Annotated in this window: 13 protein-coding genes; 9 read left to right on the plus strand and 4 right to left on the minus strand. The window is 69.3% G+C overall.

What is annotated here, in order from left to right; all coding sequences use genetic code 11:
- Nucleotides 1-54 precede the first annotated feature (54 nt).
- Nucleotides 55-1,041, plus strand: a complete 987-nt coding sequence (locus ACZ1DY_RS29640) for a cation diffusion facilitator family transporter (RefSeq protein ID WP_465481622.1) — start codon at nucleotides 55-57, stop codon at nucleotides 1,039-1,041.
- Nucleotides 1,038-2,084, plus strand: a complete 1,047-nt coding sequence (locus ACZ1DY_RS29645; protein ID WP_465481623.1) for a winged helix DNA-binding domain-containing protein — start codon at nucleotides 1,038-1,040, stop codon at nucleotides 2,082-2,084. The genes ACZ1DY_RS29640 and ACZ1DY_RS29645 overlap by 4 nt, the downstream gene beginning before the upstream one ends.
- On the opposite strand, the gene ACZ1DY_RS29650 is transcribed toward ACZ1DY_RS29645, so the two are convergent.
- A complete protein-coding gene (locus ACZ1DY_RS29650) occupies nucleotides 2,077-3,234 on the minus strand; it encodes an epoxide hydrolase family protein (protein WP_465481624.1) in 1,158 nt (385 codons plus the stop codon). The genes ACZ1DY_RS29645 and ACZ1DY_RS29650 overlap by 8 nt on opposite strands.
- A gap of 78 nt (nucleotides 3,235-3,312) precedes the next feature.
- Here ACZ1DY_RS29650 and ACZ1DY_RS29655 point away from each other — a divergent pair, with 78 nt between their 5' ends.
- Nucleotides 3,313-3,705, plus strand: coding sequence for an NUDIX hydrolase (locus ACZ1DY_RS29655; protein WP_126733638.1), 393 nt, complete (start codon nucleotides 3,313-3,315; stop codon nucleotides 3,703-3,705).
- A gap of 26 nt (nucleotides 3,706-3,731) precedes the next feature.
- Here the strand turns inward: ACZ1DY_RS29655 and ACZ1DY_RS29660 are convergent, their stop codons facing one another.
- Nucleotides 3,732-5,018 carry an MFS transporter gene (locus ACZ1DY_RS29660; protein WP_465481625.1) on the minus strand — a complete coding sequence of 429 codons (1,287 nt, stop codon included), beginning with the start codon at nucleotides 5,016-5,018 and terminating at the stop codon, nucleotides 3,732-3,734.
- Between the two features lie 81 nt (nucleotides 5,019-5,099).
- Here ACZ1DY_RS29660 and pdxR point away from each other — a divergent pair, with 81 nt between their 5' ends.
- From pdxR to ACZ1DY_RS29685, 5 genes are all read left to right on the plus strand, one after another.
- On the plus strand, nucleotides 5,100-6,536 hold the full coding sequence (pdxR, locus tag ACZ1DY_RS29665) for a MocR-like pyridoxine biosynthesis transcription factor PdxR (RefSeq protein ID WP_465481626.1): 1,437 nt from the start codon (nucleotides 5,100-5,102) through the stop codon (nucleotides 6,534-6,536).
- A 147-nt stretch (nucleotides 6,537-6,683) separates the two neighbouring features.
- Nucleotides 6,684-7,127, plus strand: a complete 444-nt coding sequence (locus ACZ1DY_RS29670) for a single-stranded DNA-binding protein (RefSeq protein WP_126733641.1) — start codon at nucleotides 6,684-6,686, stop codon at nucleotides 7,125-7,127.
- Between the two features lie 84 nt (nucleotides 7,128-7,211).
- Entirely contained in the window at nucleotides 7,212-8,240 is a 1,029-nt protein-coding gene (locus ACZ1DY_RS29675; protein WP_465481627.1) for a polyprenyl synthetase family protein, read from the plus strand.
- A gap of 36 nt (nucleotides 8,241-8,276) precedes the next feature.
- A complete protein-coding gene (locus tag ACZ1DY_RS29680; protein ID WP_126733643.1) occupies nucleotides 8,277-8,585 on the plus strand; it encodes a cupin domain-containing protein in 309 nt (102 codons plus the stop codon).
- 92 nt (nucleotides 8,586-8,677) lie between these two features.
- The gene (locus ACZ1DY_RS29685; protein ID WP_465481628.1) at nucleotides 8,678-9,304 is read left to right on the plus strand and encodes a TetR/AcrR family transcriptional regulator; all 627 of its coding nucleotides are present in this window, start codon (nucleotides 8,678-8,680) and stop codon (nucleotides 9,302-9,304) included.
- Here ACZ1DY_RS29685 and ACZ1DY_RS29690 read toward each other — a convergent pair.
- Nucleotides 9,294-10,244, minus strand: a complete 951-nt coding sequence (locus ACZ1DY_RS29690) for a hypothetical protein (protein WP_465481629.1) — start codon at nucleotides 10,242-10,244, stop codon at nucleotides 9,294-9,296. The genes ACZ1DY_RS29685 and ACZ1DY_RS29690 overlap by 11 nt on opposite strands.
- Nucleotides 10,245-10,526: 282 nt before the next feature.
- Here ACZ1DY_RS29690 and ACZ1DY_RS29695 point away from each other — a divergent pair, with 282 nt between their 5' ends.
- The gene (locus tag ACZ1DY_RS29695) at nucleotides 10,527-11,396 is read left to right on the plus strand and encodes a hypothetical protein (RefSeq protein WP_465481630.1); all 870 of its coding nucleotides are present in this window, start codon (nucleotides 10,527-10,529) and stop codon (nucleotides 11,394-11,396) included.
- Here ACZ1DY_RS29695 and ACZ1DY_RS29700 read toward each other — a convergent pair.
- Nucleotides 11,393-11,956 (minus strand): hypothetical protein, encoded by a 564-nt coding sequence (locus tag ACZ1DY_RS29700; protein WP_465481631.1) that lies wholly within the window; start codon nucleotides 11,954-11,956, stop codon nucleotides 11,393-11,395. The genes ACZ1DY_RS29695 and ACZ1DY_RS29700 overlap by 4 nt on opposite strands.
- Nucleotides 11,957-11,970 lie beyond the last annotated feature (14 nt).

An 11,970-nucleotide genomic window follows, 5' to 3' on the forward strand; every position in this document is an offset into this window, starting at 1 on the left:
CTTCTGCCTGCGTACCTGCATGACTGCGCAGGTACTGTGACAAGGAGGTGGAAGATGCCCGGGCATGGACACAGTCATGGCCACCAGTCCGCGAAGGGCCGTCTCCGGCATCTGCTGACTCCGCACAGCCACGACAGCGCCGACCGCGTCGACTCCGCGCTGGAGACCAGCAAACGCGGCGTCCGGACGCTGATCTGGTCGTTCGCCGCCCTGTTCGTCACCGCCGTCGCCCAGCTCGCGCTCGTGCTGATCACCGGTTCGGTGGCCCTGCTCGGCGACACGATCCACAACTTCGCCGACGCGCTGACCGCGGTCCCGCTCGGCATCGCCTTCCTGCTCGGCCGCCGTGCCGCCACCCGCCGCTACACCTACGGGCTCGGCCGCGCCGAGGACCTGGCCGGCGTGATCGTCGTCCTGCTCATCGCCGCCTCGGCCTTCCTGGCCGGCTACGAGTCCGTCACCCGGCTGCTCGATCCACGCCCGGTCCAGCATCTGTGGGTGGTCGCGGCGGCGGGTGTCATCGGCTTCGCGGGTAACGAACTCGTGGCCAGGTACCGGATCACCGTCGGCCGCGAGATCGGGTCGGCCGCGCTGGTCGCCGACGGGCTGCACGCCCGCACGGACGGTTTCACGTCGCTCGCCGTCGTGCTCGGCGCCGTCGGGGTGGGGCTCGGGTTCCCGATGGCCGACCCGATCATCGGCCTCGCCATCACCGTCGCCATCCTGTTCGTCCTGCGCGACGCGGCCAAGGAGGTCTTCCGCCGCCTGATGGACGCCGTCGACCCGGCCGACGTCGATCGCGCCGAACGCGCGGCCGCCGAGGTGCCGGGTGTGCTCGGCACGCGGGACCTGCGGATGCGCTGGATCGGGCACAGCCTGCGCGCGGAACTGGCGGTGTCGGTCGAGGCCGGGCTGAGCGTCACCGAGGCACACCACCTGGCCCATCGTGTCGAGGCGCGGCTGCGCGAGGTCCTCCCGCGGCTCGCGGAAGCGGTGGTGCACACCGAACCGGCGCACGCCCATGAGATCGTCAGCGGGTGACACTGTCCGGCAACGACATCCGCGCCGTCCGCGCCCACGCGCAACTGCTGACCGCGCCGGCCGGGGACGTGCTCGCCGTGGTCGGTTCCGTCGCCGCGGTCCAGGCGCAGTCGACGCCCGCCGCCCGCCTCGCGATCCGGGCCCGTAGCCGGGGTCTGACCGCTCCGGACGTCGACGCTTCCCGCGCCGTGACGCGCACCTGGCTGATGCGCAAGACGCTCCATCTCGTCCCGACGGCGGATCTCCGCTGGCTGAACCGGCTGTTCGGCCCCCGCAACGCCCAGGCGGGGCAGGGACGGCGCAGGCAGCTGGACCTCACCGACGAACTCTGCGAACGCGCGCTCGGGAAACTCCAGGATCTCTTGCGGGGCAAGGAACTCACTCGACAGGAGATCGTGGACGGCTTGGCCGCCGAGGGCATCGCGCTCGACGCGAAGTCTCAGGCACCGGCGCATCTCTTGGCGTATGCGGCCAACCGCGGACTGCTGTGCCGAGGCCAGGACGTCGGCACGGAACCGACGTACGTGCTCCTCGACGAGTGGGTCACCGAGAGCCGCACGCCGGACGAACCGCATACCGAACTCGCGCACCGGTACCTGACCGCCTATGGCGTCGCGACCACCGAGGACTTCAGCGCCTGGTCCGGGCTCCCGATCGGCCTCTGCCGCAAGGCTTTCACCGCGCTGGACCCCGTTCCCGTCGGCAAGGCCTTCGCCCTCCCGGAGACCGATCTGTCCGCTCCCCCGTGTCCCCCGCGCCTGCTCGGCGCCTTCGACACGTACCTGCTGGGTTACCGTGACCGCGATCTGCTCCTCGATCCGGCCGAGACGAAACGCGTCAACTCCGGCGGCGGGATGATCGCGCCGACCGTGCTGATCGACGGACGGATCGCCGGAACCTGGCACACCGAGCGGACCGCGAAGCTGACGAAGGTCGTCGTGGAACCCTTCGCCACGCTGCCGCGGTCCGCCATCGCCGGGCTGGAGTCCGAAGTGGATGCCTACGGCCGCTTCCTCGGGCGAACGGCCGTCCTCCTCACTTGAGCGAGCGGAAGAACTCCCGCACGTCCGCGACCAGGATCTCGGGCTCCTCCAACGCCGCGAAGTGCCCGCCGCGATCGACGTCGGTCCACCGCACGATCGTGTGGGCGTCCTCCGAGTAACGCCGGATCCCGACGTCGTGCGCGAAGACCAGCGCCGCCGTCGGCACGCCGGAGTTCTTCTCGACGGCTCCCCAGGTTTCCGCCTGCGCGTAGCCGACGTACGCGGACGAAGCCGCCGTGCCGGTGAGCCAGGTGAACATCACGTTGGTCAGCAACCGGTCCTTGCCGATGATCTCTTCGGGCAACGTCGGGCGCGGATGCGTCCACTCACGGAATTTGTCCATGATCCAGGCCAGCTGCGCGACCGGGGAGTCCACGAGTCCGTAGCCGAGGGTCTGCGGCCGCGTCGACTGGATCGCGATGTAGCCGAACTCCTCCTGCATGAAGGCCTCGATCCGCTTGACGCGGTCACGTTCGACGTCGGTGAGCGACGCGAACTCCTCCTCCGGCATGGACATCGGCGGCATCGGGGTCAGCCCGCCGTTGACGTGCACGCCGATCACCTTGTCCGGCGCGACCCTGGCCACCTCCGGTGACACGGAAGCGCCGAGGTCGCCGCCCTGCACGCCGTAGCGCTCGTAGCCGAGGCGGCGCATCAGCTCCGCCCATGCCCGGCCGATCCGCGGCATGGTCCAGCCGGAATCCGAGACAGGGCCCGAAAAACCGAAGCCGGGCAGCGACGGGATCACGAGGTGGAACGCGTCCGCCGGGTCTCCGCCGTACGCTTTCGGATCCGTGAGCGGGCCGATGACGTCCAGGAACTCCACCACCGAACCCGGCCAGCCGTGCGTGAGGATCAGCGGCGTCGCGCCGGCTTCGGGCGAGCGGACGTGCAGGAAGTGGATCCTCTGGCCGTCGATGACCGTGGTGAACTGCGGATGACGGTTGATCTCGCGTTCGGCGGCACGCCAGTCGTAGCCGTCGCGCCAGTATTCGGCGAGTCCGCGCAGCCACGCCACCGGCACGCCGGTGTCCCAGCCGTCGCCGGGGAGCGGAGCGGGCCAGCGCGCGCTGTCGAGCTTCGCGTGCAGCTCGTCCAGCTGCTCCTGCGGGATGTCGAGGCGGAAGGGGCGGATCTCGGTGTTTTCCATGAAGCCCACGTTACGAGGCATTGCGGACAGTTTCGGTCCTTGATTCGGCGGGCATTTCGGATACGGGAAGATGCGCTCGTGACGGACAAGTACTTGGCCTACGGCAGGCTCATCCGCGACGGGAAGATCCTGTTCATCCGGCGGCGGCCGGGCGCCTTCCTCGGCGGCCGCTGGGAGATGCCGGGCGGCACCGTCGAGCCGGGCGAGCGGCCCGACGAGACCGTGGTCCGCGAGTTCGCCGAGGAGACCGGGCTGACCGTCCGCGTGACCGGCGAACGCGGCTCCCACAGCTGGGACGACGTCGCGGGCAAGCCGATGCGGATCCACGCCACGGTGTACGCGCTCTCCGAAGAGACCGCGGACGAAGTGGTGCTCGATCCCGGGGAACACGACGCCTTCACCTGGTACACCCGCGAAGAAGCCGCGGCACTCGATCTCGCCGATCACTTCCGGCGAGCACTCGAAGGCTGATCCCGGGACCAGTCCCGCTCGAGGCTTCAGCCGACGGTCTCGACTTCACGGCCTCGCTCGGGCCGGACGGCACCGTCACCTACAACGGCCTCTCCATCGATCTGCCCGGCATGAGCGACGGCGCCGCCGTCCGCCGGATCACACCGCTGTGAGCTCCGCTCCGCCCAGCGGACGGCCGGGCCGGTGAGCGTGCCCGCCACCAGGAACAACCCACCCAGTACCACCCAGCCCGCCGCGCCGCCGACGAGGATCAGCCCGGTCAGCAACACCGGGCCGAGCATGCGGGCGATGGCCGCCCCGGCGCCGAAAAGCCCCTGATACTGACCCTGTTTACCCTCGGGAGCGAGACCGAAGCCGATCTCCCACGAGCCCGCCGCCTGCGCCATCTCCCCCACCACCTGCAGCGCGGCCCCCAGAAGCAGGACCAGCGCCGCCGCCCACGCGGATTCGCCCATGGCGGAGAACGAGAACACCAGGCAAGAGAAGAAGAGCAGCAGTCCCGCGTACCGGGCGTAGCGGGAGGCGCTGCGCAGCCCGGTCACGCCGCGCGCCACGCGGACCTGGAAGACCACCACGCTCGCCGTGTTGAGCACGAGCATCGCCGAGACCAGCCAGCTCGGGGCCGCGGTCCTGGTCGAGATCCACAGCGGCAGGACCAGGCTGAACAGCGGCATGTAGAGCAACATGACCATGTTGAGCAGCGCCAGCAACGCGTACGGGCGATCACGGAGAACGGCGACGGACGGCTCGCCCTCCCGTGCCGCCACCGGAGCCACCGAAGGCACCTTGCGGAGCACAAGCGCCGCGGCGACGAAAGCCAGCGCGTCGAGGACGAAGACGGTCAGGAAGGCCTCCCGCGTCCCGAGCGCCAGCGCGATACCGCCGAGCGCCGCGCCGATCGCGATCCCCGCGTTGGAAAGCGCCTGCAACCGGGCGCGGAACGTCGTGCGCTCGGCCGGGTCGATCAGGCCGGCGAGCAACGCCTGCCTCGCCGCGCCGAGACCGCATTGAAAGCAGGCGTAGACGCAGGCCGCGATCACGAACGTCACGACGGAGCCGACGAAGAGGAACGCCGTCACCGACGCGGCCGTGCCCAGCGCCAGGACGACGGCCGTTCCCTTGGGGCCGCGACGGTCCGCCACATGTCCGAGGGCGATCCCGGCCACCGAGCCGACCGCCCAGCCCGCGGTGAGGCCGAGGCCCACCTGCGCGGGCGAAAGCCCCACGACGAGCGTGAAGTAGAGGGCCGAGCTGACGTAGTAGGCGCCGTCGCCGACGGAGCTGATCAGCTGGGCCGAGGTCAGTCGCTTCATACGACTCAAGCTAAGTGCCGGATTGGCCATTTCCCAGTTCCAATATCAGCCATTCTCTTTGGGCCAATATAGGCTCGCCCCGTGCCGTTCCACATCAGCCTCGACGGACACACCGACCTGGCCGCGCGGATCTACCGCCAGCTCCGCGACGGCATCCTCGACGGGCGCCTGCGCGCCGGGGAGCGCCTGCCGCCGTCCAGGGAACTGGCCCGCGAGCTCGACGTCTCGCGCAACACCGTCGCGGTCGCCTACGAACGGCTCACCGCGGAGGGGTTCCTCAGCGGCCACGTCGGACGCGGGACGTTCGTCAGCGCGGATCCCGTGGCGCGGGCGGAACGCGCCGCGCCCGCGGGCTCCGGAGTGCGGCCGGTCGCCCGCTGGCGTTCGCTTGCGGCCCTCCCCGGCGAAGACCGGTCCGCTCCCGAGTTCGACTTCCGCGTCGGCGCTCCGGATCCGGCCCTGTTCCCCCTGCGGACCTGGCGACGACTGGTCGGCCAAGCCTTGCGGCCGTCGCTGCTGCCACCGTCGGGTTATGCCGACCCCGCCGGGCTCGAAGCACTGCGGGTGGCGATCGCCCGGCACATCGGCGCCGCCCGATCGGTACGGGCCGGCGGTGAAGATCTGGTGGTCACCCAGGGAGCACAGCAGGCTCTCGACCTGATCGGCCGGGTCCTGATCGAACCCGGCACGCGGGTCGCCGTCGAGGATCCCGGCTATCCCCCGGCCGAACGGCTCTTCGCCGCCCACGGTGCCCGGATCACCAAGGTGCCGGTGGACGCCGAAGGCCTCGACGTCGCCGCGCTCGCCAAGGGCACCCGGCTGATCTACACGACGCCGTCGCACCAGTTCCCGCTCGGCACGCCGATGTCACTCGCCAGGAGGACGGCGTTGCTGGCGTGGGCGGAGCGGAACGACGCGGTGATCGTCGAGGACGACTACGACAGCGAGTACCGGTTCTCGGACCGGCCGCTCGAACCGCTCCAAAGCCTGGACCGCGACGGCAGGGTGGTCTACGTCGGATCGTTCTCGAAGACACTGCTTCCCTTGCTGCGCCTCGGTTTCCTCGTCGCGCCCACTTCGCTGCGCCCGGCGTTGCGGCAGGCGAAACAGCTCACGGACTGGCACGGTGATCTCGTGACACAGGCCGCGTTGGCGAGCTTCATCGACGAGGGTCTGCTCGCGCGTCACGTGCGCAAGGCGACCCGGGAGTATTCGGTGCGACGGGAGCGGATCCTGGCGTTCGTCCGCGACGAACTGCGCGACCTGCTGGAAGTCGTTCCTTCGAGTGCCGGGCTCCACCTGTGCGCGCTGTTCCGTCCACATGCGACGGTCACTGTGGACGGTGTGGTGACGGAAGCGTCTCGCGCGGGGGTGGCCGTCGAAAGCCTGGCCGCCTACGGAGGAACGCGCGGCGGACTGGTGATCGGCTACGGCCTGGTCGGTTCGGACCGCGTCGACGAGGGACTCGCGCGGCTCGGGGAAAGCGTTTCGGCCGCTCGCGGGATCACGAGAGGGTAGTTCAGCGCACTTTTCGCCTTGAACCACCCTTTCGTGACAACCGGCCCGCCGCGGGACGCCGGAAACTGTCGTACCCCGGTGGTCTCCTCTTCACAGGCGACAGCGGGCCCGGCCGGGTCCGCGCGCCGGCCCGAGGAGGAAAGTCCCATGGCCGGAGAAACGGTGCTCACGGTGATCGGCAACCTGACGACCGATCCGGAGCTGAAGTTCACCCCGTCCGGAGCGGCGGTCGCGAACTTCACGGTCGCGTCGACACCACGCGTCCTGGACCGCGCGAGCGGGGAATGGCGCGACGGAGACCCGCTGTTCCTGCGCTGCGCACTGTGGAAGCAGGCCGCGGAGAACCTGGCCGAATCCCTCACCAGAGGGACGAGGGTCATCGTGCAGGGCAGGCTGAAACAGCGATCCTTCGAAACCAAGGAAGGCGAGAAACGCACGGTGGTGGAGCTCGACGTCGACGAGATCGGCCCGTCGCTGCGGTATGCCACGGCGAAGGTGAACAAGGCGGGCCGAAGTTCGGGCGGCACACCGTCGGACGGGGCCTGGGAGCGAACGCCGGTGTCCGCCGGAAGCCCGGAGCCGCCCTTCTGACCGGGAGGTTTCCCTCTCGGGAGGGAGCGATCTCCCTCCCGGGCGCCATGCGGTCGCGAGCCTCCGGCTCGGATGCTGGAGGTCGTGAACACGACCACGACGATCACGGAACTCGGCCTGGACCCGGCCATCGAGCGGCACGCGGAGTTCGCCGCCGGACTCCGCGCCGGGCTCGCCCGGGTCGAAGAGAGACTTCAGGAGGTGTTGCGCAGCCCCGGTCATCCGGAACTCACCGAAGCCGCCACCCATCTCGTCCGCGCGGGCGGGAAGAGGCTGCGTCCGTTGATGGCGCTGACCGCGGCGGCGTTCGGCGACGGGCGAGGCGACGCGATCTCGGCGGCCACCCTCGTCGAGCTCGTTCACGTCGCGACGCTGTATCACGACGACGTGATGGACGAGGCGCCGATGCGGCACGGGGTCACCAGTGCGAACTCCTTGTGGGGCAACAAGAAGGCCGTCCTGATCGGAGACTACGTGCTCGCCTGCGCGGCACAGGTCGGCGCCGGGCTCGGCGACTACGCGCTGCGGTCGCAGGCGAAGACGTTCGGCAGGCTCGTGCGCGGCCAGTTCCTCGAGACGACCGGACCGTTCGAGGACTGCGGCCGTCACGCGCCGTACGAGCACCACATCCAGGTGATGGCCGACAAATCCGCGTCGCTGATCGCGATGGCGGGCAGGCTCGGCGCGCAGGTGTCGGGCGCGGATGAGCGGACCATCGAAACGTTGGGCCAGTACGGCGAACTGATCGGGGTGGCGTTCCAGATCTCCGACGACGTCCTCGACATCTCCGCGTCCACCACCGACCTCGGCAAATCCGCGGGCACCGATCTCCGCGAAGGCGTCGTCACCCTGCCGATGCTCCACGCGCTCGACGACGAGGGGCCCGGCGCCGCTCGGTTACGCGAGATCATCGGCCACGGACCGGTCACCGATCCGGTGGTCCGCCAGGAGGCGCTCGGGCTCCTGCGCGAATCCGCCGGTGTCGTGCGCGCGCTCGCCGAAGCCCACGGATACGCCGCCAAGGCGAGGGACCTCGCGCTCGGCCTTCCCGACCGGCCCGCCAGGGCCCTGCTCGTCGGCCTTTCGGCGTTCGTGGTCGACCGCGGCGAGTAGGCCCACCGCACCCGTGACCAGGGCTAGAGTGGCGGAATGAGCACCGAAACCCTGGGAAACGTCGAAGGCCGCGACATCGGTTCCGGAGTCTCGATCATCCGCGAGCGGACCGACGTCGACGGTTCCGGACCGAGGCTGCACCAGCATCCGTACCGCGAGACGTTCGTCGTCATCCGCGGCCGGGCGAGGTTCACCATCGGGGACACCGAACGCGAAGGAGGAACAGGCGACATCCTGGTCGTGCCCGCGGACACCCCGCACAAGTTCGCCGTGATCGGGCCGGAAGTCTACGAAGCCGTCCACATCCACGAAAGCGACCATTTCATCACCGAGTGGCTCGAGTAATTCTGCCGGGCGCAAGAAAACCCTTTCCCGGGCTAGAATCCGGCGACGTGCTCGTGGACGGCGGGCACCCGAGGCGACGGGAACCGGGAACTGTGACCGACGTGGCGGACCGCAGCGGTGACGAGACCCGCCAGGAGGACAGGTTCGGCCAACGGCGCGCGCAGCTGGCGATGTCGGCGCTGGTCACCTTGTCCGAGCTGGGCTACGCGCGCACGAGCCTGCGGGAGATCGCGCAGAACTCCGAGTTCTCGCACGGGGTCCTGCACTATTACTTCCGGGACAAGGCCGAGCTGATCACCTACTGCGTCAAGCAGTACAAGGCCGAATGCGTCACCCGGTACGACCGGATAGCCGAGACCGCGGAGACGGCCGAAGAACTGAGAACGGCCTTCGGTGCCGCGACGGCGGCCACGCTGCGGGAAAACGCGCGCCTGCACCGGCTCTGGTACGACCTGCGCAATCAGAGCCTGTTCGAGAAGCTGTTCCAGGCCGACGTCCTCGCCATCGACGAGACACTCGAACTGATGATCTGGCGGGTCGTCTCCCGGTACGCGGAACTACTGGGCAAGCCGACGGACTTCTCCCCGTCGACGACGTATGCGCTCTTCGACGGTCTGTTCCAGCAAGGCTTGCTGAAGCACCTCGCCGGCCGGGAGGACGCGGCGAGGTGCCTTCAGGATTCAGTGGAGCAGGTGCTGGCCCGGCTCTTCACCACTTGATCGTCGGGTACCAGATGACGCCCGTCCGGCCCAGCACGCGCAGGTCCCAGTACAACAGCGTGAACGTGCCGGCGACCAGCAACGCGGCACCGGTCACCACGGCGATCCTGGTGGGCTTCGCGAGCATCCACCGCTGCAGCCGCCCGCCCGTGCCGTGCGTGAGCAGAAGGAACAACAGCGCCATCACCAGGATGTTGCCGACCGATTGGAGGGCGAACGCGGCGGCGCCGTAGAACACGTTGTGGCTTTCGGCCGCGCTGCGGAACATCATCCGGAACAGCGGGAACGGCCTGCCGATCAGGAAACCGCCGATGAGCGCGCCCATCAGCACGAGCGGCGCGGGCGGGAACCGGCGGGTGAGCCCGGCGATCGGGTTGCGGACGATGCCGACGGAAGCCAGGCCCAGCACGATGAACACGATCCCGATCACGCCGTAGACGATCATCGACTGGATGTTCCGCGGGGAGAGCCCACCGGCGGACGAGGCCGTCGAGAACTGTGGCATCCTGGTGCCGACGAGCGCGACGATGACGCCGTACACCACGGAAACCGTCAGCATCCCCGTGGCGATCCAGCCCAGCGGCTTGAGGGTGTCCGCGAACTTCGGCCGCCCGGTGGCTCCCCCGCCGACCAGCGGGGCGACGGCGCCGAAAGCGGCGATGTTGCACGCGGTGAACGTTCCGGCCAGCCCCGAAACGAACGCGAAGAACGTTCCGGCCAGCACACCGCCGATCGGGGTCGCCTTGGCGTCGTGGCCCAGCAGCGTGTTGGCGACACTGTCCCCGATCACACTGTCCACAAAGGGCGCCGACCAGATCACGGTCAGCGCGAATCCCGCGAGGACGGACCAGAGGACCACCCGCCATCGGTGTTCCGGATACGGTCCGGAACCGAGAAAGCTCGCCTGCGGTGAAACGGGTACGCGTTCGGTCACGGACATTCGGTGCCTCCAGCGGCTGATGGTTTCCCCCTGATCACCATCGTTGTTCCGCCATCGGGAGGAAGCCACCTCCAAAGTGCCGATCTGCCGTTGGTCCGACCGGCTCCGGGCAACCCGGATTCACCGGTCCGGCGGGTGTCGCCGGAAGGCCCGATCCGCTAGGTGGCCGGATGACCCCGAAAAGGTGAAAGCTCCCGAATCTCGTGGGATCATCGGCTGACGCGTACGGCAGCATGGCCACCCCGATCCGGCCTTGACCGGCCACTGACCCTGCGGAGGGCGATGGACTTCGACGAGGTCGCGGACGAGCTCTACGGCGGCGATCCGGCCGAGTTCGTCTCGGTGCGCAACCAGCGGGCGAAAGAGGCCAAAGCCGCGGGGGATCCCGCCCTGGCCGAGCGTATCCGCGCCCTGCGGAAGCCCACGCTGGCCGCCTCGATCCTCAACCGCCGGGCGGGCTCCTCCGAGCTGGCGGAACTGGCGAGGCTCGGGGACGATCTGCGCAAGGCGCATTCGGCGCTCGCCGGCGCCGACCTGCGCAAACTCGCCCGGCGACGGCAGGAGCTGGTGAACCGGATCCTCCGGGACGAGCCTTCGATGAGCGAGCCGGTCGCCCGCGAAGTCGAAGCCACCCTCGAAGCCGTCGTGGCCGACCCCGAGGTCGCGGCGCTCGCACTGGCCGGGCGGCTGAGCAGCGGGGCGGACAGCACCGGTGACCAGTGGCTGACCAGCGGCTTCGTCCCGCAACCGAAGCGGAAACCCACGCCGGAGCGCGAAAAACCCGCCACCGTGTCGCATTTGGACGATCGGCGGAAGGCGAAGCAGAAGGCCGCCGAGAAGGCCGAACAGGAGCGGATCGCCAAGTCCCGCGAAGAGGCGGAACGCGAACAGAAGCGGGTGGCGGAGTTCAACCGGCTCCGGCGCGAGGCCGCCGAGCTCGCGAAGGCCTGCAAACAGGCTGAAATCGACGTGTCCCGCGCCGAACGCCGGGCGGAGAAGGCCACGGAGAAGGCGAACGAGCTCCGGCGGCGGCTCGCCGACGCCGAGCTCGAGGAGGAGACGGCGAACGATGAAACCACGGCCGCGCAGACCGTCTTGGACGATCTGCGCGCCGAAGCCGAGAGGATCGACGAAGCCCTGAACGAGTTCTAAGCGGGCTGCCGGTCACGAACCCGGGTGGCCGTCACCCGGCGGCCGTACGGGGTCTTGCCGCCCGGCTTGTACACCGACAGCACGGTCATGGTCACGTACATCGTCGTGGACACGATGATCGGATAGAACCCGTCCACGCGCTGCCCCGCCTCCACGAACACACCGTCCAAAGTAGACTCCGCGGCGGCCGCCAGTTCGCGGATGCCCGGCAGCAGCGAGAACAGCGTCAGCCCGGCGGCGATCATGGTCAGGACCAGTTTGATCGCGACCCACTTGTACCGGACCAGGCCCCATTTCGTGCCGAGGCTGAGCACGATCCCGCTGACCAGTGCGGTCATGCTGACCGGCAGCAGGAGATAGCCGCCGATCTGGTCCATCATCAGGATGGCCGCGTGCTGGCGGCGGGGGTCGTCGGTGAACACGGAGGTGAAGGTCAGGACCGCGTTCACCATGGTGATCCCGAGCCAGCCGAGCGAGGAGACGACATGGACGACGAGGACGAGTTTCCGCCACCGCGGGGTGAGCGTCATCGGCGGTCGCCGCACTGTGGAAGTACTCATGCGACCAGTGTTTC

The organism is Amycolatopsis sp. PSD-21, assembly GCF_055561455.1.

Bases quoted from the DNA above. Each gene is read 5' to 3' on its own strand.
- ACZ1DY_RS29670 (WP_126733641.1), top strand. From the start codon at position 6,684: ATGGCCGGAGAAACGGTGCTCACGGTGATCGGCAACCTGACGACCGAT.
- ACZ1DY_RS29690 (WP_465481629.1), bottom strand. From the start codon at position 10,244: ATGTCCGTGACCGAACGCGTACCCGTTTCACCGCAGGCGAGCTTTCTC.
- ACZ1DY_RS29695 (WP_465481630.1), top strand. From the start codon at position 10,527: ATGGACTTCGACGAGGTCGCGGACGAGCTCTACGGCGGCGATCCGGCC.
- ACZ1DY_RS29680 (WP_126733643.1), top strand. From the start codon at position 8,277: ATGAGCACCGAAACCCTGGGAAACGTCGAAGGCCGCGACATCGGTTCC.
- ACZ1DY_RS29700 (WP_465481631.1), bottom strand. From the start codon at position 11,956: ATGAGTACTTCCACAGTGCGGCGACCGCCGATGACGCTCACCCCGCGG.
- ACZ1DY_RS29650 (WP_465481624.1), bottom strand. From the start codon at position 3,234: ATGGAAAACACCGAGATCCGCCCCTTCCGCCTCGACATCCCGCAGGAG.
- ACZ1DY_RS29640 (WP_465481622.1), top strand. From the start codon at position 55: ATGCCCGGGCATGGACACAGTCATGGCCACCAGTCCGCGAAGGGCCGT.
- ACZ1DY_RS29660 (WP_465481625.1), bottom strand. From the start codon at position 5,018: ATGAAGCGACTGACCTCGGCCCAGCTGATCAGCTCCGTCGGCGACGGC.